Below are 25,923 nucleotides of genomic sequence, written 5' to 3'. Positions count from 1 at the left end.
AAAACGGTGAGCGTCATTAACGCTCACCGTTTTTAGTTTATGTCTATAACGCGTTTATTCGCGGAACAGTGCCTCAATACTCAGGCCCTGCATCTGCAGAATTTCACGCAGGCGGCGTAAGCCTTCAACCTGGATCTGACGAACACGCTCACGTGTCAGGCCAATCTCACGGCCAACATCTTCCAGCGTAGCCGCTTCATAGCCTAACAGGCCGAAACGGCGAGCCAACACTTCACGCTGTTTGGCGTTCAATTCGAACAGCCATTTGACGATGCTCTGTTTCATATCATCGTCTTGCGTGGTGTCTTCAGGCCCGTTGTCTTTCTCGTCGGTCAGAATGTCCAACAGGGCTTTCTCTGAATCCCCACCCAACGGCGTATCGACAGACGTGATACGTTCGTTCAGGCGCAGCATACGGCTGACATCATCAACCGGTTTGTCGAGTTGCTCCGCAATCTCTTCAGCGCTGGGTTCATGGTCCAGTTTGTGAGAAAGCTCGCGCGCGGTGCGCAAGTAAACATTCAGTTCTTTGACGATATGGATCGGCAAACGGATAGTCCGGGTTTGATTCATGATCGCCCGTTCAATCGTCTGGCGGATCCACCAGGTCGCATAGGTGGAAAAACGGAAACCGCGCTCTGGGTCAAACTTTTCCACCGCACGGATCAGACCAAGGTTACCCTCTTCGATCAAATCCAGCAGCGCCAGGCCGCGATTGCTATAACGACGGGCAATTTTCACTACCAGCCTCAGGTTACTTTCTATCATGCGGCGGCGGGACGGCACGTCTCCGCGCAGTGCACGCCGCGCAAAATAAACTTCTTCCTCTGCAGTCAGCAGAGGGGAGTAACCGATTTCGCCCAGATAGAGCTGCGTGGCATCCAATACGCGTTGGGTAACACCTTGAGACAACAGTTCGTCTTCTGCCAAGTCATTCTCGCTGGTCTCTTCTTCTACCTGCGCTTTTTCATCGAATGACTCAGCCTCCATGGCGTTCTCATCGAAATCTGCATCGTCATGTAACTCGTTAACTTTCAGCGTATTTTGGCTCATAAAGCGGCTCCTACCCGTGATACCGCGAGCAGAATACAGCGCATTCTGCCCAATCTATCGCTGCGGAAGATAACGCAGCGGGTTTACGGATTTCCCCTTGTAACGAATCTCGAAATGCAAACGTACTGAACTGGTTCCGGTGCTTCCCATCGTTGCTATTTTCTGCCCCGCCTTCACTTCTTGTTGTTCCCGGACCAGCATGGTGTCGTTATGGGCGTAGGCACTCAAGTAATCATCGTTGTGTTTGATGATGATTAGATTACCGTAACCCCGTAAAGCGTTGCCTGCGTACACTACACGGCCATCGGCGGTAGCGACAATCGGCTGCCCACGGGAACCAGAGATATCGATGCCTTTGTTCCCACCTTCCGATGAGGAGAAGTTATCGATGATCTTACCGTCAGTTGGCCATTTCCAGGTACTTACTGGGGCACTGTTGCTGGCGGTGCTGCTCGCCGATGGCGTAGCGGCTGGTGCGGTAACAGGAGCTGCGGCTGAGCCTGCCACTACGGCTCCTGATGCAGGTAACATTTTACCTACATTCTGTTTACTCGAGTTATCAGAATACGCGTTCGTTGATTGAGAATCAACCGTTGCAGTTTGTATCTGAGTGGAAGAAGGCGGTTTTGACACCGTACCATTACCGCCAGCTAACATCCCACCGCCGCCGTTGGCAGAACCGCTCCCCAGCTGCAGGGTTTGGCCGACTTCCAGGCTGTATGGCTGTGGAATATTGTTGCGTTGGGCCAGATCGCGGAAATCGTTGCCGGTGATCCAGGCAATATAGAACAGCGTGTCGCCACGTTTAACGGTATAGGTGCTACCACCGTTATAGCTCCCTTTAGGGATCGAGTTATAGCTACGGTTGTAAACAATACGCCCCTGTGATGCGTTGCCGCCACCAGAGTTAGCCGATGCGGCGGCTCCACCACCACCGACACTGCTGATAGGTGCCGAGGTAGAATTTTTATCCGAACAGCCAACTAACCACACACTTAACATCGTACACACCGCAACTCGGCGTAAAGAACTCATTGGGCTTCCCGTGCTCATGCTTCCCCCATGACAGCAATATCAAAAAATACCTTATACATCGTAGCCGAGCTTTATCGTTCTACAGCACAAGGTTTCCCCGGCCGATCCCTGAAAACCAGAAGATCACCCACCAGGGAGCTAAAAAACCGTGGTGCCAATGCTAGCCACATTGGCACGATCACGCCATAAGACAACGACATACTGGAACAATTCTAATGAAAATTAATATTATTCAACTTATTTATCCGTCACTTTGATCTGCACAGGCTAAGCCAGTTCGCCCTTGACCAAGGGAACGAATCGCACTGCTTCAACGGCATCAATGGAAAACTCACCGCCCCGCCGGTGAATGCATTGCAGTACCTGGGCCTGTTCGCCCACCGGCAACACCAAAATGCCACCGTCGTCCAACTGCTGCATCAACGCCTGCGGGATCTCCGGTGGTGCGGCCGTCACGATGATCGCATCAAAGGGTCCACGCGAACTCCAGCCTTGCCAACCGTCGCCATGACGGGTCGAGACATTGTGCAAATCAAGCTGCTTGAGGCGACGCTTGGCCTGCCACTGTAGCCCTTTGATGCGTTCAACAGAGCAGACATGCTGCACCATATGCGCCAGGATCGCGGTCTGATAACCGGAACCGGTGCCGATCTCAAGCACCCGCGAGGTTGGCTGCAAATTCAGCAGCTCGGTCATGCGCGCGACCATATAAGGTTGCGAGATGGTCTGCCCTGAACCAATAGGCAGTGCCGTATTTTCATAGGCCTTATGTGCTAAAGCTTCATCAACAAAACGCTCACGCGGTACGTTCTCGATTGCCTTGAGCAGCCGTTCGTCCCTGATACCCTGCTGGCGCAGCTGTGCCAGCAGCGTTTGTATGCGTTTGTTCACCATTCCCCGCTAACCTCTGCTTTGGTCAACCATTTTGATAGCACATCTTGCGCCCCGTAGGCGGTCAAATCCACCTGCAAAGGCGTGACCGACACGTAACCCTGATCCACGGCGGCAAAGTCCGTGTCTGGGCCCGCATCGAATTTATCCCCCGGCGGCCCGATCCAATACAGCATCTGGCCACGCGGATCTGGTTGGCTAAACACCTTGTCTGCGGGATGCCGGCTGCCACAGCGGGTCACGCGTATCCCTTTAATTTCCGACAACGGTAAATCAGGGACATTGATATTCAGAATTTTACCAGTACGCAGCGGTTCTTGTTGTAACGCGCGCAATATACGGCAGGTGACTACCGCCGCCGTCTCATAATGCTGATGACCATTGAGCGATACTGCCAACGCGGGCAACCCCAGATGGCGGCCTTCCATCGCAGCAGCCACCGTGCCGGAATAGATAACATCATCACCCAGATTTGGCCCGGCGTTGATACCGGACACCACGATCTCCGGTGCTGGCAGCATCAGTTGGTTAACGCCAAGGTAGACACAGTCCGTCGGGGTGCCCTGCTGCACGGCGATATCGCCGTTGGGCAACGTCAGCGTACGCAGCGGCGACTCCAGCGTCAGCGCGTTAGAGGAACCACTGCGGTTACGATCGGGGGCCACCACCTGCACTTCGGCAAACTCGCGCAACGCCGCCGCCAGTATCTGGATACCCGGGGCGCTAACGCCGTCGTCGTTGCTCAGTAGTATTCTCATATTGCAGTTAAACAACTTTCTTGCTGAAAGCGATAAAACGAGGATTTTGCCCTATTTTATTACATCTATCTGTTTTTAATGAAATTTTCAATAGTAAGCCCAACCCACCGTGTTACCCGTTGTGATTTGCGTGGTACAGCAAGGCTTGCCTCGCTGTTGCTGATAGTATTAGCCAAAACGGCCAGCTATGCGATCTACTATACAATTCAACGGTCATCAGTGGCAAACGGGGCAGGATAGCCTCCTCGGCAAAGGAGGCTGGGATGATTATCTGAGGTTGGTCGTTAAATTCCCAGGTTATGGGGCCGTCTGGGTGGTTGGCGTGTAAATAATGCGTAGCTGGCCAGTGTAATCCCCCGCCGTTTTATCCGCCATTGAAAAGGCTGGCGTTGTCAGGGTCAGCGGGGCCGGCACGCAAAATGTCGGAGCACCACCGCCAGGTAACACCACCGGCCGCTGGATATTGCGGCGATTGGTATCGTTCCAGATGACCTCTTTGCCGTTGGCGATCTCTTGTACTGCCCCAGTGGTGGGATTGATCACGCTGACCTGGTAGTCCAGTCGGTCACTGGCCTTGGCTTTATCACCGCCACGGCGATACAGTGAAAACTGCCCCTTGATGCGATCGGGAGCCGTGTCCCCTTCGTCCTGCAACAGCAGGCTGATACGGTTACTGGCCGAGTCGTTACCATCGTAGAGGCACATATCCAGGCCAGTACTGCCGCTGACGCTCTTTCTCGCGCCCCCTCCCGGCCGAGTAATCAGATTCAGGTTGATAACCGGTGCCGAAGTTGGAAAAGCGGGTAGGTAAATCTGTTGGTTACCATAATCTGTCACGTTGAGAACCAGACTCGCCTTCCAGGCAACGCGGAAAATGCCTGGGCAGCCGTAGGCAGATGCACCGCAATCATCCCAGGCTTTCACCTGCATCTTGAGTTCAGCGCGCCAAACACCGGTATCAGATAGTTTCTTCAACTCGGAGGCGGGGATATAAGAACTGAATCCCGCGGAATACAATACGACTCCACTAATCCAGGAACTATAATCACCTGCACCTTTAATAGAGGTGACCAATAAATCTTTGGTCTTTCCACTGCTGTGAGTAAAGCGCAGTGTCAGAGTTTTCGAATTATTATTGAAAGAACTATTCCACCACCACAATTTTACCTGACAGGCGCCATTGGTTGGATCGGTGTCGGAATAGCACGTTAGGGAGTTAATAACATCCTTGTCTTTGCAATCAATAGCCGACGTACATTCACCGTTATCACTACTCCCACCAAAAACCCGCTCCCAAATGTAAATTTTTGCCGGCAGGCTCATACGATCGAAGGTCACATTAACCTTGGTATTCTGTGCCTGCGGGGCAATATTGGCACCGTACGCCTGTGCGCTCAGCCCCACCAGCACAACGCACAGGTTAAAAGGGTTAATGGCTCCCGCAATGATAAATTTAAAACCGCTGATTATTTTCAATAGCATTAATCATTTCCTAGTTTGTTTTCATCGCTACCGGCACTCCAGAGCCATGGCCCTGCCGCACGGTCATCAATTGCGCCTGCTTCTGCTCGGCTGGCGGTATACTGGCCATGGCTACCCCGGCACAGCGGGTAGTACCGACATAGCGCACCACGTCACGCATGGCCTGCACTTTCATGGCACACTGATAGAACTGTGAGCCACGCATCAGATACAGCCGCTTCATTGGCCGGGTGGTTTCCAGGCTAAAACCGCCTTCACCCAGTGGCGTCCAGGACAGCACGTTAAGAGGGATGCCGTTAACTAAAGGTCGATCCTGCTCATCCAGCATTCTGCCCAACCAGGTGTAGCGTGAAGTCACCTCGATATCCCGGCGCAGCACTTTCCCTGGCACCATAAATGCCGTACGTGTTCCCGCCCCTCGGCGGATCTCACTGCTGATACCGGCAGGAGCGCTAAGTGACTCGTTGATATCAAAGGTGGTGGGCTGATAGCCCGGTACGGTAAACAGTGCCCGGCTGTTGCTGCGCACGTCCGTCTGACCGCTACCGTCTACCGTTACGTTGATCAACGAGGCACTGCTCTCTTCCCCTGTGACCATCCCAACCGTGATCGCGGAGGCCGGGCGGCCATCCCCCCAGCGTCCCCAATAAAGTCCGCTGCGATCGACCAGCAAAGAGGAGCTATAGCTGCCGCTGCTACTGAGCGTGTGCCGGTTCGCTACCTTGTCATAGGCATCACTGACGGCGAAGCTGCCATTACCGTACGGCCCAGCGGCACGAGCATAAGCTGAAGCGGTCAGGGTCTGGCTATTGACGCCATATATCGAAGCCCCCAGCTCATTTTGTCCACTCTGGTCCATATAGCGGCTGTAGTCCGCGTTATAACTGAGTTGCCCTTCCCCACGCTGGCTATTGCGATAATTGGCACCCAGAGAGGTATTGCTGTTAGTGGCGCCGCCACGACGCCCGGAGAATGATAGGCTGACCGTGAGGTAGCCGCCTTTATCGGTTCCCTGCTGGCCGCTATCGTGACGCCTGAACGCGCTGACTCCGCTGTTGATGTTAATGTCGTTGAACGCAAAGGAACGGCTGACCCCCATCTGCCAGGTTTGACTACGCGAACGCGTCGTGTAGACCTGCTCCCAAGGGGCGATATCCTGATGGGTTTCATCATTGTCATTCAGTTCACTGCGATAACGATAACGCCCTCCGCTGCTGTTAAGCGAGTAGCCAATATTGGCAAACCACTGCGCGAGCGGGACCGAAAACATCAGGTTGGAACTCTGATAACAACCGCTAAAGCCATAGTTTCTCTGTTGAGAGTCGCAGTCAGGCGCCGAGAGGGCCGAGCGGTAGAAGCTCAATGAAAAACCGTCGTTATAGTTAATTTGCTGAATATTTCCCCGCGTCCCCTCACTGCCAGCCAGATAACTGACGCGAGCCGTCATGAAGCCATCCAACAGGCCACTGTTAAAACCATGCCTCCAGTCCGCCGCCCCTTCCCAGTAGTGTACGTCGCTCAATACCGTGCTCCCCGCCGTCAGCGACAGCGTATCGGTCAACGGAATTCGCAACCCGCCTTGCACCACCTGCCGATCGCCCGACATAGGATGCGTATCGTGGTCTACCTCAACCCCGGCTTGCAGGAACCACTGAGGGCCATAGAGCTGAGCCACGCCGGTGTTGGTATAAGGGACGGTTTCTGTCCTGACTAACTGGTTATCCTCATAGAACCGCAGCGTGACGGTATAGCTGCCGCTGGGGAAGGTGCGCGTATCCAGCTCCAGGGCCCCGGCGTTCAGGTAAAAAGATGACAGTAACTGTTCGTCACGATAGGCGTCGATGCGAGCGTTGCGTGATAGGAAGACCGACACCGGGGTCCCTCGGGAAACCTGGCTCTGGTTGACCCAGGCCGTGGTCGAACCAACCCGTAGCCCACGGATCTTGCCAATCGGCAATTGGCTCAGGTTGATGTTACCCCCCGCGTTGCTGAAGATGTCGCGGGAGTCCATCATGCCGCCTTGTAGATAGAAGCTTTTCCACAAGTCCTGCCTAAAATAGGCATTGTTCATCTCTATCTGCTGATGGTTGCTATGGCGATAGCGCTGCCCCGTATAGAACCAATCGGCATTAAGATAGCCATTTTCAGTGACGCCCAGTGATCCAGTCCCCTGTAGCGACAATGACTGATAGTTTTCATCAGCGACAAAATTGAGGTTTTGCTGATGGATCAGCGCATTTTCACTTTCTGCCGTCGCCTGATAGAAACCGCTACCGGCAACTTTTTTCGGAAGGTATCGACGGTCAAGAAACAGGTTAACCCGGGAATTATTCTCGTCATAGATGATGCCAACCGTCTGGGTTTCCAGATAGTCACAGCTTGGTGCGTTACCGTTACCGCTGCAGGCCAGGTTGCCGTTACGCGCTAGCGGTTGCACCAACCCGGTCATCAGTTGAGCATCCAGTTCAGGATCGTCGTTGAAGTGCTGCTTCACGGCATCAGCCAGTTCCGCTGGCTTTATGAAGACAACCTGTTCCAGATTAATATTGGCTTCATAAAGCCCGAGAGACTTGCCATAGAGGGAAACATCAACCCAGATAAGCTGCCCTTGTGCCAAGGACTCAAAGCCTGGTGGAATTTTAGGGGTAGCCGACAAATCGTGTTGCGTAATCATAAGGCCTACCAACAACCCTGCAGATAGGCTAGCGCGAAAAGCCATTGTTCATCCCTGATAACAGTGGGGCTATAAAGCCCCACAAGATATGAATAAAACTTTTTAATTGAGCCGCCTTAAGGAGCCTTGGTTGCCTGAGTCACCACCAGGCTGACAATACCGCTGTAGGTGCCGGTAGCAATAGTGCCTTGCGCGGTCTGGGCAAAACGCAGTGGCAGGACGTCTGAGCCATTTTCGATTCCCGCCGGGAACAGGGTCGCTGCTTCCAGCAGTTGGTTGGTGGTGGTCAGTACCTTATCGCCCAGGCTTATGGTCAATGGGATCTTGTTAGCCCCATTGACATCCGCCAGGCTCGCCGCTCTAACCAGGCGAATGTTAACGCCAGCGGTAGCGTTGTTAGACCAGACCTTGGTGTTCAGGTTAAACGGCGTCAGGCCTTTGCCTGGCAAATACTGCATATCGATGCTGCTTGGCAAGGCGGTATTATCAGGCTGCGTCATATCAATCGTCGCATCCACGTTGGCATTCACAGTAATATCTTTCTGTACGGCCTGAGTGGAAAATACGGCAGCCATGGTTGAAACAATCAGCAGTGGTTTAATAAACTTTTTCATAAAATCTCCATTTTATTTTACAAATAACATCCAGCTTTACTCACCCCATACGATCGGGGCTATACATGATTTGACTCCACATTTAACGTTTTATAGACAAATCAATTTCTTCAACGCGTTTTTTAAGCCAATTAAAATAACGCGCTTTATACTTCTTCCCAGGTTTTACCATTAGAGAAGCAATTTTAAGCTCGGTACCGGGATATATTGTGGTGGTTTCTTTTTTCCAGTCGCAAACACCGGACTGGTCACAAACTCCCACCTCTCGTAGCGGAATACGCAGCGTGCCATCATTGATAACCTGGCCACGCTGCGCATCCAACGTAAGGCTGGCAACGGCCTTTTTCGGCGCTACGTGGACCAATGCCCCCCACACCAGGTTGATACCCACCTTGGTCGAGGTCTTCTGTGGGCTGGCAACAGCGACGTTATCTTCTAGTTCCGGTACGCCTTCAAAATAGACTCGCCAAGTGGTTTCCTTTTCCGGTAACTCCAGGGCAACCAACCGTACCAGGCGTTGACTACCTGCCGAAATAGCCAGTTTTTGCGGCGTTATCACCAGCGAGCTTTGTCCAAATTGCTCAACGTCCGTTTCCTGTTCTTGTTTAGTACCAGGATTGAGTATTTTTTTCTCAGTTACCTTGACGAATTGCACCCCGTCGCTTTGGGATATAATCCTTATTTGAGCGACTCCGGTTTCGCCGATGCCGAGTTCCATAGGATAAACGCTCATATTGGCCAATACAAAACCGGGTAAAAAACAAAAAATAGCAACACCGATCAGGCGTTTAATTATATTGAGCTTCATGATTAATCCGTAATGAGAGTCTCTTATATCAAACTTTAAAACACAGCCAATTCCAGCCACGCTTAGTCTCGTAAAATTCTCAGTAAGTATAAAAACCAATCAACACCCAGATCAACTTAATAATTATAATAATAATCACAACCTCCGTAATGTCATGATAAAAAACAAGATAATTTTTAATTATAAAGAAAGAAATAAATAAATTATAATGATTAAGGTGAATTGCAAGATAAGATATTAATTATCGGATCACTATGGGGGGAATTAGCCTGGCAAGCCAGGCCCGATGACAACATTTTCGCTGTTTCATTTCTGTTCAGGCCGAGTTCCGCTCCGCCTGAACGAGAAAGTAAGGATTAATAGCTGAGGGTTAAGCTAACGGCTACTCGGCAATATCTGCCTCATCGCTAGCCAATTGCATTATTTCACGCACTACGCTGGTAGCGAAACTGCCTGCTGGTAACCAGAAACGTAATTCCACGGTGACATCATCCCACCAGCTCCACTGCATTTTCTGCGGCTGTAGCAGCAAGGCCCGCCGCGCAGGCTCTACACGCTCACGCTTTAATAACGCCATCAGCTCTGGCTGTGACACCAGACAAGCTTGTTCAAAGACCAATGCTTCCCCGGCAGTACCGGGTTCACCATCCCCCGGCAATGGAGCCGTGATCATCAGTTCACCCGCGTCTAACCGTTGTTGCAGGGTGGCTAACTCTTCCGCTTTGGCCACGAACCAGCTCCCGCGCCCGGCCAGCTGTAACGCATCCCCTTCCAGCACCGTTTGTTGCTGTTGGTTAGCCAAACGCTGGCTGGCAATGAAGTTGAACAACGCACTGCGGCTGGCGGACAGGTAGAAGCTACGTTTGCTGCGCTCCTTAACCCGGATCTCATCGTTGGCCCAGCGGCGCGCCATCGTCAGGTTGTTGCCCCCACGGCCAAAGCGCTGGCTGCCAAAGTAGTTCGGCACGCCACCCGCCGCGATAGCCTGTAAACGCTGCTCCACCTCTTGGCGATCGCCGATCTGGCGTAGCACCAGGGTGAATTCGTTCCCCTTCAACGTACCGATGCGCAGCTTGCGTAGGTGGCGAGCGGCCTGTAGTACTTCGCAGCCTTCCAGCGCAAACCGGCTGAGATCGGGAGATTCTTTCCCCGGCAGATGCAGACAGAACCACTGCTCGGTGACTGCATGGCGATCTTTCAAACCGGCATAGCTGACCGAACGGGCATGAATGCCGGCAAACTTCGCCAGAGCGTCCGCCACAAACTGGGTGTTGCAGCCGTTCTTGCGGATGTTCACCAGCAGGTGCTCACCTTCACCATCTGGGGTAAAGCCCAGATCCTCAACCACCACAAAGTCTTCCGGGTTGGCTTTCAGCACGCCGGTAGCCGCTGGCTTGCCGTGCAACCAAGTCAGATTGGCCATGTCCATACGTTATTCCTTGATCAACAGGGCAACCGCTTCGCAGGCAATGCCTTCGCCACGGCCGGTAAAGCCCAGCTGTTCGGTGGTGGTCGCTTTGACGTTAACGTCATCCATATGGCATTGCAGATCTTCCGCCAGGAAGATGCGCATCTGAGGAATGTGCGGTGCCATCTTCGGTGCCTGCGCAATGATGGTGACATCCAGATTACCCAGACGATAGCCCTTGGCACGAATGCGTTTCCAGGCTTCGCGCAGCAGCTCACGGCTGTCCGCGCCTTTAAAGGCCGGATCGGTATCCGGGAACAGCTTGCCGATATCCCCCAACGCCGCCGCCCCCAGCAGAGCATCGGTGGCCGCATGCAGCGCCACGTCACCATCGGAGTGAGCCAGCAGTCCTTTTTCATAAGGAATGCGAACACCGCCGATCACCAACGGCCCTTCGCCGCCAAATTTATGGACATCAAAACCGTGACCGATACGCATGATGCGCTCCTTTAGTTGTTCAACTGAGTCAAATAGAACGCCGCCAGCGCCAAATCCTCTGGCCGCGTCACTTTAATATTGTCCGCACGCCCCGCCACCAGCAGCGGATGATAACCGCAATGTTCAAGCGCCGAGGCTTCATCGGTTACCGTCGCCCCTTCATCCAGGGCGCGTTGTAGGCAGAGTTTAAGCAGTTCCAGCGGGAACAGCTGTGGCGTCAGTGCATGCCACAAATCCTGTCGTTCCACGGTGTGCGAGATGATGCTTTGGCCCACCTGCGCACGCTTCATGGTATCACGCACCGGCGCGGCAAGAATGCCGCCGACCTTACTGTGTGCCGTGATCGCCAGCAACCGCTCCAGATCGTCAGGATGCAGGCAAGGGCGGGCAGCATCATGTACCAATACCCAGTGCGCGTTGCCAGCCAGTTGCAGCCCGGCCAGCACCGAATCGGCGCGCTGTTGCCCGCCTTCAGTGACCAACACCCGCGGATCGCTGGCGATCGGTAGCGTTTTAAACTGTTGGTCTTCGGGGCTGATAGCCACGATCACCTGGGTAATACGCGGATGACGTAACAAGGCGTGGATGGCGTGCTCAAGAATGGTTTGATGGCCGATGGTTAAATATTGCTTCGGACAATCGGCCTGCATACGGCTGCCAATACCGGCAGCGGGCAGGACGGCGATCACCTGAGGGGAGGAGCCAATGGATGGATTCATGCGTTACTTCGGTGGGTTGTTCTGTGTGGCAGACGCCGCATTGCGTCCGGAAGATTCAGGCACCAGACGATAGAAAGTCTCGCCGGGCTTGATCATGCCCAGTTCATTACGTGCGCGTTCTTCTATCGCTTCCTGACCACCGTTCAGGTCGTCGATCTCGGCAAACAGCTGATCGTTACGCGCTTTCAATTTGGCATTGCTGCTCTGCTGAGCCGTAACGTCATCATTGACCCGCACATAATCGTGAATACCATTCTTCCCCAGCCACAGCGAATACTGTAACCAGCCAAGCAGCGCCAGCAATAGCAGCGTCAGTTTTCCCATCTCCGCCCCCTAAAAAAAGCGCTTAATCATCCCACAACTTGCCGTTTGACTCCACACCAGCAGCGGCTTTTCACCTGCAGCCCTCAAGCGTAATCAGAACTTCCTGAGTTTAGCGCCTGATTGTCGCCTGAAAGCGGCATTAAATCCAGACAGGCATAACGTGCACCGCCCCTTGCGTCAGTATGCAGTAAGAATAACTGGATCGATGGCATTTCCACCGACATTTACGCCAATTTTTAAATAATTATTCATATTTAACACTGTTAGCATTTTCATCATCAGGTAGGGGTTGTGTTTTTATTCATGTAAGTTTATTTTTATGCATCTAAAGTGCATAAATAAATCCAATATATAACCTTTACTCAACGACTCAACTTATTCGGGGAATGCTCATGTTAAAACGTTTAGTGCTGATTAGTGCCTGCCTGGCGGCCACTTTTTCCGCGGCTTCCTTTGCCGCAGAACCGACGTATGTTGTCGGCTCCGGCGGTACCTATCGCCCGTTCGAATACGAAAACAGCAAAAAAGAGCTGGAAGGTTTTGATATCGATGTGATCAAGGCCGTCGCCAAAGCGGAAGGTTTCCAGGTGAAGCTGGTAAATACGCCATGGGAAGGCATCTTTGCCACCTTGAACTCTGGCGACCGCGACATCATCATTTCCGGCATCACCATTACCGACAAGCGCAAGCAGATGGTCGACTTCTCTACGCCATACTTCCCGGCAGAGCAGGCTATCGTGGTACCGAAAGAGTCTACGGTAGACTCTATCGACGCGCTGAAAACCCTGAAGGTGGGCGTGGTTAACTCCAGCACCGGCGACATCGTGGTTTCCGACGTCTTGGGTAAGAACAGCACCGCCATCAAGCGTTTTGATAACACCCCGCTGCTGCTGCAAGAGCTGTATGAAGATGGCATTGGCGCGGCCGTGGGTGACGTTGGCGTGGCCAAGTTCTATATCAAGACCCACCCGGAGAAAGAGTTCAAGCTGGTGTCAGACGCCAAGTTTGAGCGCCAGTATTTCGGCATTGCGGTGGCCAAGGGCAACGATGAGCTGCGTAACAAGATCAACAGTGGCCTGAAGAAAATCATCGCCGATGGCACCTACGCCAAAATTTACCAGACCTGGTTCGACAGCAACGTCCCTACGCTGCCAGCAGAATAAACCGGCTGTAAATAGGGGCGCAATTGACTGTGCCCCTACGCATTAGGTCCACAAGTTCGCACTACCACCGTAAGGATTATATTTTGTCAGCATTCCGTTGGGAGATCATTGAGGAATACGCTCCGCTGTTTATGGAGGGTGCCTGGATGACCATCAAATGTACCATCATCTGCGTGATCCTGGGCACTACCTGGGGGCTACTCCTCGGGTTAGGCCGCCTGGCGCAGGCACCGCACGGCATCTGGAAACCGATCCTGCACTATTGCGTGCAATGGCCGGTGCGCATCTACATCAGCGCCTTCCGGGGCACACCGCTGTTTGTGCAAATCATGGTGGTCCACTTCGCGCTGGTGCCGCTGTTTATCAACCCGCGTGACGGCCTGCTGGTCAGCAACGGTTTGATGAGCGTCGACTTTGCACGCGCATTGCGTTCCGATTACGGTGCCTTCCTGTCTTGCGTAGTCGCCATCACGTTGAACGCCGGTGCTTACGTCTCGGAGATATTCCGTGCCGGGATCCAGTCGATCGACCGCGGCCAGATGGAGGCTTCACGCTCGTTGGGGATGGGCTACGGCAAGACCATGCGTAAGGTGATCCTGCCGCAGGCCTTCCGCCGCATGCTGCCGCCGCTTGGCAACAACGCCATCGCCATCGTCAAGGATTCGTCCCTGGCCTCCGCGATTGGTCTGGCGGATCTGGCTTATGCCGCGCGTACCGTTTCCGGCGCGTACGCCACCTACTGGGAGCCCTATCTGACTATTTCAGTGATCTATTGGGTCATCACCTTCCTGCTCTCGCTGATGGTGCAACACATGGAAAAAAGGTTCGGTAAAAGTGATTCGCGTACATAACCTGCAAAAACAATTTGGCGAAGCCCACGTGCTGCGCGGGATCTCCTGCCAGATCGCGCCGAAAGAAGTAGTATGCATTATCGGCCCTTCCGGCTCCGGTAAAAGTACCTTTCTGCGCTGTATCAACGCGCTGGAGACGCTCTCGGGCGGTGAGATCGACGTCAATGGCTTTGCCATTCACGATCAGAAGACCGATCTGAACAAGATGCGTGAAAGCGTGGGCATGGTATTCCAACGCTTTAACCTGTTCCCGCATATGACGGTGTTGGAGAACATCATCATGGCGCCGATGGACGTGAAAAAACTGCCTCGCAGCGAGGCTATTGAACGTGCAGAGGTGCTACTGAATAAAGTGGGCCTGCTCGACAAGATCGATGCCTATCCCAGCAGCCTGTCCGGCGGGCAGCAACAGCGTGTCGCCATCGCCCGCGCATTGGCGATGGAACCGCAAATCATGCTGTTTGACGAGCCTACCTCGGCGCTGGATCCGGAGTTGGTCGGGGAAGTGTTGGCGGTGATGAAGGCGCTGGCTCTTGAAGGCATGACGATGGTGGTGGTAACCCATGAAATGGGCTTCGCCCGTGAAGTGGCCGACCGGGTGTTGTTTATCGATCAGGGGATTATTCAGGAAGAAGGCACACCGGAGCACATCTTCGGTAACCCGACCAATCCGCGCACCCAGGCATTTTTAAGCAAAGTTTTGTAACCTTCGGCACCGCTTTGACATCTCTTGGGCGCACTGGCGCCCTTTTTATTACCAGCCACTCAGAAAGCTGAACACCAGCCAAAACAGACAGATGACGGTGATACCGGTCAGCAGCAGCGTGAGGAACACACGCCCGCGCAGCAGCACGCTGAAGACGATACCCAGCAGCACCGAGGCTGGCATCAAAGCCAGGAAAAACGGCCAGGTATAAAGAAGGAAAAACAAGGTGTTAGAACCGTAAACCATAAAAGGCACGGTAAACGCCAGCCAATAGAAGACAAAGCCGCTGGTGCCGCCCAAAAAGGAGTACGAGGGTTCCTCTTGCTCGAGTTGGCTATCAATCACTAGTGGCGTGGCATTTTGCATAGCGTTCCCTGGTCTATTGGCTCGCTCTGCGGCGACTTGCTAGAGTAAAAAGCGCGTAGCTCGATCACGCCACGCGCTTTTTGCGAATTCAGGGTTTGATAATAGCCTGACCACGCAGCAGGTCTAACAATTGCGCGGTCAAATTTGTTACCAATTGTTCACCATTAAGCCGGATATCCGGTCGTTCCGGCGCCTCGTACACCGAATCGATACCGGTGAAATTACGCAACTCACCGGCGCGGGCCTTTTTGTACAATCCTTTCGGATCGCGAGCCTCACAAATCGCCAGCGGGGTGTCGACAAAGACTTCGATAAACTGCCCCTTGGCCAACATTTCCCGCACCATCTGCCGTTCGGCACGGTGCGGTGAGATAAACGCCGTCAACACCACCAGCCCAGCATCCACCATCAGCTTGGCCACTTCCCCCACCCGGCGGATATTCTCGCGCCGATCGTCGTCAGAGAACCCCAAGTCGCGGCACAGGCCGTGGCGCACATTGTCACCATCCAGCAGATAGGTACTGACCCCCAGCTGATGCAGAGCCTGCTCCAGCGCGCCAGCCACGGTCGATTTACCCGAACCAGACAGGCCGGTAAACCATAGCACCACACCCTGATGGCCGTTCGCGGTTTCACGCTCCGCACGCGTTACCGCATGCGGGTGCCACACAACGTTTTCGTCTTTCGCTAACTCAGCCTCAGCCACGTTAATTCCCCTTCAGCAGGTCACGCGCACCCCAGTGTGGGAAATGCTTGCGTACCAAGGCGTTCAGCTCCAGTTCAAATGCGCTGAAATTGCCCGCCGCTGCTGGATTATCCTGCTGCAAGGCTTCGCGGATCAACCCCGCGCCAACCGTGACGTTCGTCAAACGATCGATAAAGATCAGGCCGCCGGTATCATGATTCTGTTGATAGCTGTCCAGCACCAGCGGTTCGTCGAAGGTCAGCTCCACCAGCCCAATACCGTTCAAAGGCAAAACATCGGCCTGATGCTGCGCCAGCGAGTTGATCTCCACCTGATGGCGAATGCTCTCAACGCGGGCGCGAGTTTTCTTCCCGGCTACCTTGATGTCGTAGCTTTGGCCCGGTAACAACGGCTGTTCTGCCATCCATACCACGTCCGCCAAGGCGCTTTGCGTGGCCTGTAGGGTTTCGCTGGCATCCACCAGCAGGTCGCCCCGGCTGATGTCGACTTCATCTTTCAGCACCAGCGTGATCGCTTCACCCGGCCCCGCCTCCTGCAGATCGCCATCAAAGGTCACGATGCGCGCCACGGTGGATTCAACGCCAGACGGCAGCACCTTGATGCGCTGACCCACGCGGACCACACCGGCAGACAAAGTCCCGGCATAACCGCGGAAATCGAGATTCGGGCGGTTGACGTATTGTACCGGGAAGCGCAGCGGCTGATGTTCACGCTCGCTGATGACATCCACACTTTCCAACACCTCCAACAGTGTCGGGCCGCTATACCAAGGCATCTGTATGCTCTGGCTAGCAACGTTGTCACCGTCCAGTGCCGACAACGGGACGAATTTAATCTCCAGGTCGTTGGGCAACTGCTCGGCGAAGCTCAGGTAATCCTGTTTGAACTGTTCAAACACCGCCTGGCTGTAATCCACCAGGTCCATTTTGTTCACCGCCACCACCAGGTGGCGAATACCGAGCAGCGTGGCGATAAAACTGTGGCGACGGGTCTGATCCAGCACGCCTTTGCGCGCATCGATCAGCAGGATCGCCAAGTCGCAGGTCGAGGCACCGGTAGCCATATTGCGGGTGTACTGCTCATGCCCCGGCGTATCGGCGATGATAAATTTGCGCTTTTCGGTCGAGAAATAGCGGTAGGCCACGTCGATGGTAATGCCCTGCTCACGTTCTGCCTGCAGGCCATCCACCAGCAAGGCCAGATCGAGCTTCTCCCCTTGGGTGCCGATGCGTTTACTGTCGGTATGCAGGGTTGAGAGCTGATCTTCGTAGATCTGGCGGGTATCGTGCAGCAAGCGGCCAATCAGGGTGCTTTTACCGTCGTCCACGCTGCCACAGGTCAGGAAACGTAGCAGGCTCTTGTGCTGCTGCGCGTGCAGGTAGGCTTCTACCCCGCCCTGTTCGGCGATTTGTTGTGCAATAACGTTGTTCATTCCGGCGGCTCCTTAGAAATACCCTTGGCGCTTTTTCAGCTCCATCGAACCGGACTGATCGCGGTCGATCATGCGGCCCTGACGTTCGCTGGTGGTAGAAACCAGCATTTCCTCGATGATCTCCGGCAGCGTCTGCGCAGAAGAATCCACCGCGCCGGTCAACGGCCAGCAGCCGAGGGTACGGAACCGCACCATACGCTGGCTGATCACCTCACCCGGTTGCAGATCGATACGATCGTCATCCACCATCATCAACATGCCGTCGCGTTCCACCACCGGGCGCGGTTTGGCCAGGTAGAGCGGAACGATGTCGATCTTCTCCAGGAAGATATATTGCCAGATATCCAGCTCGGTCCAGTTCGACAGCGGGAACACGCGGATGCTCTCGCCCTTGTTGATCTGGCCGTTATAGTTGTGCCAAAGCTCCGGGCGCTGGTTTTTCGGATCCCAGCGGTGGAAGCGATCGCGGAAAGAATAGATGCGCTCTTTGGCGCGGGATTTCTCCTCGTCGCGGCGGGCACCACCGAAGGCGGCGTCAAAACCGTACTTGTTCAGCGCCTGCTTGAGGCCTTCGGTTTTCATGATATCGGTGTGCTTGGCGCTGCCGTGGACAAACGGGTTGATCCCCATCGCCACCCCTTCCGGGTTTTTGTGGATCAGCAGCTCGAAACCGTACTCTTTGGCGGTACGATCGCGGAATTGGTACATTTCGTTGAATTTCCAACCGGTATCCACATGCAGCAACGGAAACGGCAGCGTGCCCGGATAGAACGCCTTGCGTGCCAGATGAAGCATCACCGAGGAGTCTTTACCGATGGAATAGAGCATCACCGGATTGCCGAATTCGGCGGCCACTTCACGGATGATATGGATGCTCTCCGCCTCCAATTGCCGCAAATGAGTGAGTCGTTTTTGGTCCATAACAGATCCTTTAAGCCAAATTCACGACGGCCGGGCGCGCTGCCACTGCCGTCTGCGATTGATGCCCAAACCAGGCGATTTGATGGTGTAATTCCACCACTTCACCGATCACCAGCAGCGCCGGTAACGGGGCCTGCCGAGTTAATTGTTCCAACTGTTGTAAGGTGCCAGTCTGCACCTGCTGATCGGCCCGCGTCCCCCGGCTGATCACAGCGACTGGCGTGCTCGCATCACGGCCATGGGCAATCAGGTTGCGGCTGATATCCGCCGCCTTCATCGTACCCATGTAGATCGCCAACGTCTGACGCGCCCGCGCCAGAGCAGGCCAATCCAAGCCGTCGTCATCGTCACGGCAATGGCCGGTAATAAAGGTCACGCTTTGTGCGTGATCGCGGTGCGTTAGCGGAATACCGGCATAGGCCGTAGCCCCTGCTGCTGCGGTTACGCCCGGCACCACTTGGAAAGGGATCCCGGCAGCGGCGGCCACCTGTAACTCTTCGCCACCCCGGCCAAAGATAAAGGGATCGCCGCCTTTTAACCGCACTACCCGCTTCCCCTGCTGCGCCAGTTCCACCAGCAGCCGATTGGTTTCTTCCTGGATCACCGAGTGCGCACCGGCGCGTTTGCCCACGCAGATACGTTCGGCGTCGCGACGCACCAAATCCAGCGTCTCTTCGCTCACCAGGTGATCGTAAAGCACCACGTCGGCCTGCTGCATCACCTGTAGCCCGCGTAGGGTCAACAAGCCGACATCGCCCGGGCCTGCCCCGACCAGTGCGATCTCACCTTGCGCCCCCTCATTACCCTGCGCAAAAGCCGTTAAATCCTGTTCCAACTGCTGCTGCGCCTGCTCCGTCTGGCCATTCGCCACCAACGTCGCGAAACGGCCGTTGAAGGTTTTCTCCCAGAAACGGCGTCTGGCCCCGATGGAAGCCAGCCGTTGCTTCACTTTGCCACGCAACCCTCCGGCCAGTTCCGCCATCTGCCCCAGGCTGGCAGGCAGCAATGCCTCCAGCTTCTCACGTAACATCCGCGCCAATACCGGTGCCTGGCCGCTAGATGACACGGCCACCACCAACGGTGAGCGATCGATAATCGACGGGAAGATAAAGGAGCAGCGCGGTTGGTCATCCACCACGTTGGCCAGCACGCGGCGCTTATCCGCTTCGGCATACACCTCGGCGTTCAGCGCGCTATCGTCGGTAGCGGCAATCACCAGAAAGACGTCGTCTAACTGCTGCGGCACAAAGTTCTGCCCCAGCCACTCAACGCGCCCTTGCAGGTGTTGGTGCTCCAGCTCTTCTGAGAGCGCCTGCGCCACGATCCGTACCTGCGCCCCTGCGCGTAGCAGGAGGTCGACTTTGCGTGCAGCCACTTCGCCGCCGCCAACCACCAGCACAGGGCGGTGTTTCAGGTCGGCAAATATTGGTAGATAGTCCACAACGGCCTTTTCATATAACAGATTGATAGGGTGACTATACGGCGTGCGATTTGCCCCCTGAAATGACGAAAAGGCATGAGATGTTCTTAAAAGGAATAAGGCGGCCAGCACTGAGGCCTAAACAGGCGGCCAACGCCAGCCGCTGATCCATATTCAGTTCGATACGGCCATACGGATTAACATGGTGATATATCAATGACGTCAGACCACGCCAGTCTTCTTCAGTCATTCGCTGACGTTAGGTCGGCTCCGACAGCACATTTTGGATCAACAATGTATTGATATAGACCAGACTGATTTGCAGCAAATGCAATGACAGCTTCGATATCTCCTGGTCCGCTGCCCAGTTGCGGGTAAATTCACCGTGCTCACTATAAAAAATAAAATCATTGACGCTGTTCCAGTTTTCCACGACGTTGAGGCCCGCATTAATTTCACAACGCAGCGACTCATCTTACAAATAGCGACAGAGGAAGATGGTCTTAATCGCTTTGCCCACCTCCGCTAATGCCTTCTTATAGGTTGGGGCTGAATGTTATTGCGGGCGCATCGCCTCAATATAGCCTCGGGTTCGGTCGTTCTACTTTAAGTGCCGCTGTATAAACCCGTGATCAATGAAGATGCTTGATTTTATTCACGATGAGGATCAAGCTGGCCGACATGAAAATACATCTGACTTCTGAGCAACGGATAGCCCTGGAAATGCTGCACAAAAGCAGTAGGGATTGCCGTATGTATGCGTGACAGAATTCGATGTGTACTTATCGCTGCTGATGACTGGATTATCGCCATGATCGCTAATTCCCAGCTTATTGATGAAACAACGGTTCGCCGTCATTTGCATGATTGGCTTAATGACGAAAAACTCAAGCCCCAAAATGGGGGCTCTGACAGTCATCTCAGTGAAGCACAGACAGCAGAACTTATCACTCATCTGACGGATAATCTTCTCCCTACCACGCACGCTATCATTGAGTTGGTTAATGAGTGGTGGGATATCCGTTACACCGTTCTCAGCATGAACAAGTAGCTGCACCGCAATGACTTCAGTTACAAAAAGCCCACCGGTGTTCCCCACAAATACTGTGCTGAAGCACAGCGTGCGTTCGTGGAAACCTATTGAGAAACTGAAGCAGGAAGCGGGCGATGATCCCATCCTGTTCACTGATGGTGTGCACCCAACACAGGGAGCAAAATTGGCTTATTGATGGATACCCAAAGGCCAGGAAATCGTTGCGGAAACAACAGGTAGCCGCACCAGACTGAACATCATGGGTGCACAGAATCTGAACGACATCGGCAGTACGGTGATCCGAGAATATGACAGTATTAGGCTGTGTCCCTTCATTACCAAAAACGGGAATATGTTCATAATCTGAGCATTTTTAGGGTGGATTCTGGCATTTTTGGCTCGAAAATCACTCTGATTCGCTGCTTCTATCGTATTGGTTTGTATAAAAATAAATTAAGGGATATTGCCTAACAGCTTGAATATCAGTAGGTTCTTTATCGCCATCCGTGAGACTTATCCGGTGAGTCAGAAGGTGTATATTATCCTTGACGGCGCAAGTTATCAGCGGTCGGAGCTGGTGAAAGAATGGGCATATGTGATGAACCGCCCCTTTATAGCCCCAATCTGAACCCGATAATACGGTTATGGAAGGCGATGAACGAAGAGGTACGAAATAACCGTTATTTCGCCACTGTAAAAGCCTTCAGGACGGCGATAAATAAATTTTTTGACCATACATGGGTTGCAATCGCAGGTACGTTAGCTCGTCGTATTAATGATAATTTCCCGATACTGGAAAATGCACCTTCAAGTTAACTTGTGTATAGTATATATATTAATATAAAAATATGATTTTGGTCACAGTGTGGATTGCCGCTAAACCCTATAATATACTCTCCATGAAGGTAGCGTTATGTCCGATATCAAACCCACAATTAAGGCATACAGTATGAGGGGATAAACGGGTGGGAATTTTCTTACATCTTGGTGTAATATTTTACGTTTTTTGGTGTGGGTTTATCAACAGCACATGCTAACTGTGTTAGTGGACAAGCAACACCGGTTCCGATTTCAATTAATTTTGGTAGTCATGTTGCAATCCCAGTCACTGCTCCTGTGGGGAGCACTATTGCGTCGATATAACTATAGGTAACCTTATCGCTAAATAGGTGTACTTAATAGTGCTACACTTTTTCGGTTCCATGTTGGCCCCCCCTCGCGAAGGAGGATACCGCCATCATAAACTGCTTTACCTTCTGCAACAGTTGCCACATCGAACGACATTTATGATTACGTGTCACGGTTTCGCGCAGAGCAAGCCTGAGATGTTCAACATCATTGACTCAGCGGGAATAAACAAGTTGGTAAGGCAGGATAAATTTGGGCTTTTTTTTTAGCCACTCCAGGGCTTTGTTAATGGAATGGCCGCCTCCCATCTCTAGTGCCACAGTGGGACGATAAATCGTCACTAATTGAACGGAACGGCCATCATGAATGTTAAAACTATTGGCATCAATTTGGCAAAAGCGTTTTCCTCAGGAGAAGGTCGAGCAGGTGCTGGAGAAAGTGGATGTGGACTGTTAGGAACTAAAATTCAGTAAATTTAGTGATGAGATACAGTCAGAAACCAAAGAGAAAAACAAACAGATCCGCCACCTCCAGTACAAGAGGTTTTCGATGGATATCGATATTTGAGGCATTGAGGAAATCATAGTTTTTTGTTAATCAGCACACCCTACCAAGACAAATATCGCATTTTGTAGCTTCGCTCCCACTGGGCCCACTTACGGTTTTTTACGTCTCGTTCGGAAATGGACCACCGAACTAAACCAATTAGAGGTATTATCGTTATGATGATAAGGTTAGCCATTATTTTATCTATATTTATGGGGCACTCAGAAGTCAGCTGGGGATATTTATGCATAACATCAGCCAATAGCGCCCCTATTGATAGTGGAACTACTAATATAAGTGTAGCTATAAACCCACAAGTCAGACCGGGTCAAAATATAGCGCTTGATTTAGGGGATCACATTCAATGTTTGAATGAGACACCATGGAATAATCGGGCTGTTGATGTCATCAAATTGACAGCAGGTACGGCTTTTGCCAGCTCTATTTCATCTTTAGAGGGAACAATTATATGGAATGGTCGATCCTACCCAATTCCATTGACAGGTGCGACAGATAGTGTAAGCATAACGAGCGGAGCTTATACACCATTACCGCTTCAAATGACGTTTACTCCGGTAAATGACCCACCTGCTGGTGCGATTTTTATCAGAGCCGGTGAGCGTATTGCATCAATAAATATGCACAAAGAGTATGTATGGGATACTGGAGCTATCCAAAACCCAAAATATTTCACTTGGAACATTGTGGCAAGTAATGATGTGCGTATGCCAACAGGCACCTGTGATGTATCAAGTCGCAATGTCACTGTGTCATTACCGGACTATCCAGCCAATCAAACACCAGTCGATCTCACTATTCATTGTGTATCCAGCAAAAATCTCACTTATTATCTGACGGGAACGACGGCGCCAGAAAATAATACAATTTTTACCAACACCGCATATTCCCCAGCCCAGGGGGTTGGAGTGCAACTGTTACATAACGGTGCCCCGTTAGCGACAAATGAAAGGGTTGATTTAGGTTCTGTTGGAACCTCAGCGGTCTCGCTTGATTTAGTGGCTGCTTATGCAAGGACTACTGGTCAGGTTACCGCCGGCAATGTACAGTCAGTTATTAGTGTGACCTTTATGTATCGGTAGTACATGGGGTTGTACGTTGAAATCCCAGGACGGTTAGTGCTACGTTCATGGTCAGGCGTTCTCAAAAGAAGCGATTCAGGCTCCTAACCATGAACGTAGCGCACCTTCAGTGCGAGCACGGCAGCGTCGTTGCCAGATCAACCTAGTGCACTGTTGCTAATCTCGATTTCAATGTCGGTGCGGCCGGTCAGCTCTTTCTTGCCGCCCACTTGGGCGATGGCGGCGCGCAGTTGGCGGTAGGATTCGATCCGGTTTTGCGAACGGTGGACGATGCGCTCCAGCTGCGGATCGCGCAGGTAGCCCCGCGTCAGCAGTTCCGTCTTGTTTGCGATAACGCCGTCCGAAAAGCCCCCCTGAAAACCAGATGTAGGTCTCATCGACCTGTCAATACGAGCTCACCGCAAGCACACTCAAAAGCCTTACAGCCCGTGAGATATTCAAGCGTTGCCCAAAATCCTGTGGGACGGCGAGTTTTGGACTGACTATTATTTTGCGAGTACGGTTGGTAAATACGGAGATGAGTAGATGATCGGGCAGTATGTTAAAAATCAAGGAAATGAATACCACAAACTGCACTCAACTCATCAGTTGGCACTGTTTTGAGATACCCCGCTGCTTGCTGCGGGGTTGTTCATTCGGTTGGCAATTACACAAAATTATGGACAGGCTAAAATCTACATATATGATATGTCAATGGTCATTATGGCTCTTACCGTGCCAGGAAACGCTGTATTTTTAGTTTTGTAATACTGAGCGGAAAACTGTAAATTTTCTTGCCCACTAGGCGATGTTGTTACTTGTAATTTGTTATTGAGTTTTAACGGGGTACCATTGTATATAATCTGCACTCCCACTCCGCTGGCAGCCCCTGATGTTTCAGTATTTTTTAATACACCGTCACTTCCAGCATCTGGATCAGTTATCCCATTAGCAGTAAAGTAGATTGGTACACTTTTGTCACAGATTAATTCAACGTTAAATGGCTTGGGCTTTGCCGTTGAGCCAATAGCCGTCAGGTCACTTGAAACTACATCATCTAAAGGAACATTAACATTCGGTGTGCTAACAACACAAGATTGCGATATAACTGCCCCGGCAGTCAGCGTAAACACCATCGGTTCTATTCTATCGTCAGCATACCAGCTGCCAACTTTGGTAGACTGAAGGGAGCCGGGAGTTATATCGCCGGTCTTGACTAAACTAACTGTCTTGTAACTCGAATCCCAAACATTATTGACCCAACCAGCAGAAGCGCCGTACTGATACTTACTGGGTGGATTTTCAAAATATCGTCCTGTTTTCAATAAAATACCGACTCCCTCTAAGTTAGTTTTGTACACATGGGGTATATTTGATGGCTGTAAAAACATATTGTAGTAAAGGTACCCACCACCATTAGTACAGCTAGCGACAAGTTGACCAGTGGGAGGTAGTTGTATCGACGCAATAGTGCTCCCCACAGGAGCAGTGATTGGGATTGTAACATGACTACCAAAATTAATTGAAATCGGAACCGGTATTGCTTGCCCACTAACACAGTTAGCATGTGCTGTTGATAAGCCTGCAATTAACCAAATGAAAAACATTATACGATATGCAAACAAAGAAATAATTTTCATCCATTCACTTCCTTATATTTGACCAGCGGACTCAAGTCCGAAATTCAACTCTAAGCCGCCATTCTTAGCACTGCAGACACCACTGAAGGTTGCCTGAACCCAAAGCACTTGCGTGGCCTGCAGAGTTCTGTCGCATTAACGACAACAAGTCAGCAAACGTTGCGCTACCGATATTTTTAGGCAGCCAACAGATAAATTTCGTTAGCAGAAGATAAATGGTCTTCGGCTAGATGGTGAAATTGTCATTTGCGTATCATCTATACCAACTCAATACCCGCTAACACGATCTGTACCCGTTGAAAGGATTTGAATACCTGCATCGGTCGTATCCATCGTTTGATATTTCTGTGTTCTTGCTCAACAAGGTTGTCCAAGTACTTACTTTGCCTGATGGTAATCGCCTCCTTATCCGGTTTGTCGGCGTTGAGCATGACTAAAGTTACTGTATTAGCACCACTTTTATCGATAATAATCACCTCAGACTCGCCATATCACAATCCTCCTCTCGGCCATAATTTCTTCAAGATTGCGTAGGCTAAGGGCGTAAGCCAGATACCAGCAAGCACACTGAGCAATAACATCGGCGGGATAATGTAATCGTTTGAATACATTTCTGATTAGAGATATAGGCAGGCAAAACCACAAGAAGCATATTATCTGATGCCACC

Annotated in this window: 22 protein-coding genes and 7 pseudogenes; 7 read left to right on the top strand and 22 right to left on the bottom strand. The window is 52.2% G+C overall.

Annotated features, from left to right (window positions below):
* Positions 1–54 precede the first annotated feature (54 nt).
* The 12 genes from rpoS to ftsB all read right to left on the bottom strand — a co-directional run bounded on the left by rpoS (position 55) and on the right by ftsB (position 12,264).
* On the bottom strand, positions 55–1,053 hold the full coding sequence (gene rpoS / locus KGP21_RS05640) for an RNA polymerase sigma factor RpoS (RefSeq protein WP_024484093.1): 999 nt from the start codon (positions 1,051–1,053) through the stop codon (positions 55–57).
* A gap of 54 nt (positions 1,054–1,107) precedes the next feature.
* The gene (nlpD, locus tag KGP21_RS05635) at positions 1,108–2,088 is read right to left on the bottom strand and encodes a murein hydrolase activator NlpD (RefSeq protein ID WP_172413947.1); all 981 of its coding nucleotides are present in this window, start codon (positions 2,086–2,088) and stop codon (positions 1,108–1,110) included.
* A 267-nt stretch (positions 2,089–2,355) separates the two neighbouring features.
* Positions 2,356–2,982 carry a protein-L-isoaspartate(D-aspartate) O-methyltransferase gene (locus KGP21_RS05630; protein ID WP_094982107.1) on the bottom strand — a complete coding sequence of 209 codons (627 nt, stop codon included), beginning with the start codon at positions 2,980–2,982 and terminating at the stop codon, positions 2,356–2,358.
* Positions 2,976–3,737 (bottom strand): 5'/3'-nucleotidase SurE, encoded by a 762-nt coding sequence (gene surE, locus KGP21_RS05625; protein ID WP_094982108.1) that lies wholly within the window; start codon positions 3,735–3,737, stop codon positions 2,976–2,978. Before surE ends, KGP21_RS05630 begins: the two co-directional genes overlap by 7 nt.
* Positions 3,738–4,034: 297 nt before the next feature.
* On the bottom strand, positions 4,035–5,219 hold the full coding sequence (locus tag KGP21_RS05620) for a CfaE/CblD family pilus tip adhesin (protein ID WP_094982109.1): 1,185 nt from the start codon (positions 5,217–5,219) through the stop codon (positions 4,035–4,037).
* 10 nt (positions 5,220–5,229) lie between these two features.
* Positions 5,230–7,893, bottom strand: a complete 2,664-nt coding sequence (locus KGP21_RS05615; protein WP_223537466.1) for a TcfC E-set like domain-containing protein — start codon at positions 7,891–7,893, stop codon at positions 5,230–5,232.
* A gap of 116 nt (positions 7,894–8,009) precedes the next feature.
* Positions 8,010–8,507 carry a CS1 type fimbrial major subunit gene (locus KGP21_RS05610; protein WP_115160386.1) on the bottom strand — a complete coding sequence of 166 codons (498 nt, stop codon included), beginning with the start codon at positions 8,505–8,507 and terminating at the stop codon, positions 8,010–8,012.
* An 82-nt stretch (positions 8,508–8,589) separates the two neighbouring features.
* Positions 8,590–9,315, bottom strand: coding sequence for a fimbrial protein (locus KGP21_RS05605; protein WP_223537464.1), 726 nt, complete (start codon positions 9,313–9,315; stop codon positions 8,590–8,592).
* A gap of 382 nt (positions 9,316–9,697) precedes the next feature.
* Positions 9,698–10,744 (bottom strand): tRNA pseudouridine(13) synthase TruD, encoded by a 1,047-nt coding sequence (gene truD / locus KGP21_RS05600; RefSeq protein WP_166734129.1) that lies wholly within the window; start codon positions 10,742–10,744, stop codon positions 9,698–9,700.
* Between the two features lie 3 nt (positions 10,745–10,747).
* The gene (gene ispF / locus KGP21_RS05595) at positions 10,748–11,221 is read right to left on the bottom strand and encodes a 2-C-methyl-D-erythritol 2,4-cyclodiphosphate synthase (protein WP_021179414.1); all 474 of its coding nucleotides are present in this window, start codon (positions 11,219–11,221) and stop codon (positions 10,748–10,750) included.
* Positions 11,222–11,232: 11 nt separating this feature from the next.
* Entirely contained in the window at positions 11,233–11,940 is a 708-nt protein-coding gene (gene ispD, locus KGP21_RS05590; RefSeq protein WP_094982113.1) for a 2-C-methyl-D-erythritol 4-phosphate cytidylyltransferase, read from the bottom strand.
* A 3-nt stretch (positions 11,941–11,943) separates the two neighbouring features.
* Entirely contained in the window at positions 11,944–12,264 is a 321-nt protein-coding gene (gene ftsB / locus KGP21_RS05585) for a cell division protein FtsB (protein ID WP_039995518.1), read from the bottom strand.
* Positions 12,265–12,656: 392 nt separating this feature from the next.
* Here ftsB and KGP21_RS05580 point away from each other — a divergent pair, with 392 nt between their 5' ends.
* From KGP21_RS05580 to KGP21_RS05570, 3 genes are all read left to right on the top strand, one after another.
* Complete coding sequence (locus KGP21_RS05580) at positions 12,657–13,427, top strand: basic amino acid ABC transporter substrate-binding protein (RefSeq protein WP_059199801.1); 771 nt, start codon at positions 12,657–12,659, stop codon at positions 13,425–13,427.
* A gap of 83 nt (positions 13,428–13,510) precedes the next feature.
* Positions 13,511–14,278, top strand: a complete 768-nt coding sequence (locus tag KGP21_RS05575; RefSeq protein WP_059199800.1) for an amino acid ABC transporter permease — start codon at positions 13,511–13,513, stop codon at positions 14,276–14,278.
* On the top strand, positions 14,262–14,984 hold the full coding sequence (locus KGP21_RS05570; RefSeq protein ID WP_059199799.1) for an amino acid ABC transporter ATP-binding protein: 723 nt from the start codon (positions 14,262–14,264) through the stop codon (positions 14,982–14,984). The genes KGP21_RS05575 and KGP21_RS05570 overlap by 17 nt, the downstream gene beginning before the upstream one ends.
* 48 nt (positions 14,985–15,032) lie before the next feature.
* Here KGP21_RS05570 and KGP21_RS05565 read toward each other — a convergent pair whose 3' ends face one another.
* The 6 genes and pseudogenes from KGP21_RS05565 to KGP21_RS05540 all read right to left on the bottom strand — a co-directional run.
* The gene (locus KGP21_RS05565; RefSeq protein ID WP_115160384.1) at positions 15,033–15,350 is read right to left on the bottom strand and encodes a DUF3561 family protein; all 318 of its coding nucleotides are present in this window, start codon (positions 15,348–15,350) and stop codon (positions 15,033–15,035) included.
* A gap of 88 nt (positions 15,351–15,438) precedes the next feature.
* Complete coding sequence (gene cysC, locus KGP21_RS05560) at positions 15,439–16,056, bottom strand: adenylyl-sulfate kinase (RefSeq protein ID WP_223537462.1); 618 nt, start codon at positions 16,054–16,056, stop codon at positions 15,439–15,441.
* A 1-nt stretch (position 16,057) separates the two neighbouring features.
* On the bottom strand, positions 16,058–17,488 hold the full coding sequence (gene cysN, locus KGP21_RS05555; protein ID WP_059199796.1) for a sulfate adenylyltransferase subunit CysN: 1,431 nt from the start codon (positions 17,486–17,488) through the stop codon (positions 16,058–16,060).
* A gap of 12 nt (positions 17,489–17,500) precedes the next feature.
* Positions 17,501–18,409: a sulfate adenylyltransferase subunit CysD gene (gene cysD, locus KGP21_RS05550; RefSeq protein ID WP_024485711.1), complete on the bottom strand. Its 909-nt coding sequence runs from the start codon at positions 18,407–18,409 to the stop codon at positions 17,501–17,503.
* 10 nt (positions 18,410–18,419) lie between these two features.
* Positions 18,420–19,850, bottom strand: a complete 1,431-nt coding sequence (gene cysG, locus KGP21_RS05545) for a siroheme synthase CysG (protein WP_223537460.1) — start codon at positions 19,848–19,850, stop codon at positions 18,420–18,422.
* A gap of 124 nt (positions 19,851–19,974) precedes the next feature.
* A pseudogene (locus tag KGP21_RS05540) lies at positions 19,975–20,452 on the bottom strand (Tn3 family transposase); the annotation flags it as partial.
* 37 nt (positions 20,453–20,489) lie between these two features.
* Between KGP21_RS05540 and KGP21_RS05535 the strand changes: the two are divergent.
* Positions 20,490–21,181 (top strand): annotated as a pseudogene (locus KGP21_RS05535) (IS630 family transposase); the annotation flags it as partial.
* Between the two features lie 150 nt (positions 21,182–21,331).
* Positions 21,332–21,678, top strand: a pseudogene (locus tag KGP21_RS05530) (transposase); the annotation flags it as partial.
* A 368-nt stretch (positions 21,679–22,046) separates the two neighbouring features.
* Here KGP21_RS05530 and KGP21_RS05525 read toward each other — a convergent pair.
* Positions 22,047–22,268 (bottom strand): annotated as a pseudogene (locus KGP21_RS05525) (IS630 family transposase); the annotation flags it as partial.
* A gap of 444 nt (positions 22,269–22,712) precedes the next feature.
* On the opposite strand from KGP21_RS05525, the gene KGP21_RS05520 reads away from it, so the two are divergent.
* A complete protein-coding gene (locus KGP21_RS05520; RefSeq protein ID WP_223537458.1) occupies positions 22,713–23,636 on the top strand; it encodes a fimbrial protein in 924 nt (307 codons plus the stop codon).
* 152 nt (positions 23,637–23,788) lie between these two features.
* Here KGP21_RS05520 and KGP21_RS05515 read toward each other — a convergent pair.
* Positions 23,789–23,950 (bottom strand): annotated as a pseudogene (locus KGP21_RS05515) (Tn3 family transposase); the annotation flags it as partial.
* A gap of 56 nt (positions 23,951–24,006) precedes the next feature.
* Between KGP21_RS05515 and KGP21_RS05510 the strand changes: the two are divergent.
* Positions 24,007–24,239 (top strand): annotated as a pseudogene (locus KGP21_RS05510) (transposase); the annotation flags it as partial.
* Between the two features lie 71 nt (positions 24,240–24,310).
* On the opposite strand, the gene KGP21_RS05505 reads toward KGP21_RS05510, so the two are convergent.
* Entirely contained in the window at positions 24,311–25,255 is a 945-nt protein-coding gene (locus tag KGP21_RS05505; protein WP_223537456.1) for a fimbrial protein, read from the bottom strand.
* Positions 25,256–25,431: 176 nt separating this feature from the next.
* Positions 25,432–25,882, bottom strand: a pseudogene (locus KGP21_RS05500) (DDE-type integrase/transposase/recombinase).
* Between the last annotated feature and the right edge of the window lie 41 nt (positions 25,883–25,923).

Source organism: Serratia sp. JSRIV004 (genome assembly GCF_019968705.1).
Classification (GTDB): domain Bacteria; phylum Pseudomonadota; class Gammaproteobacteria; order Enterobacterales; family Enterobacteriaceae; genus Chania; species Chania fonticola_B.
This window is presented reverse-complemented; position numbering and strand designations above follow the sequence as displayed.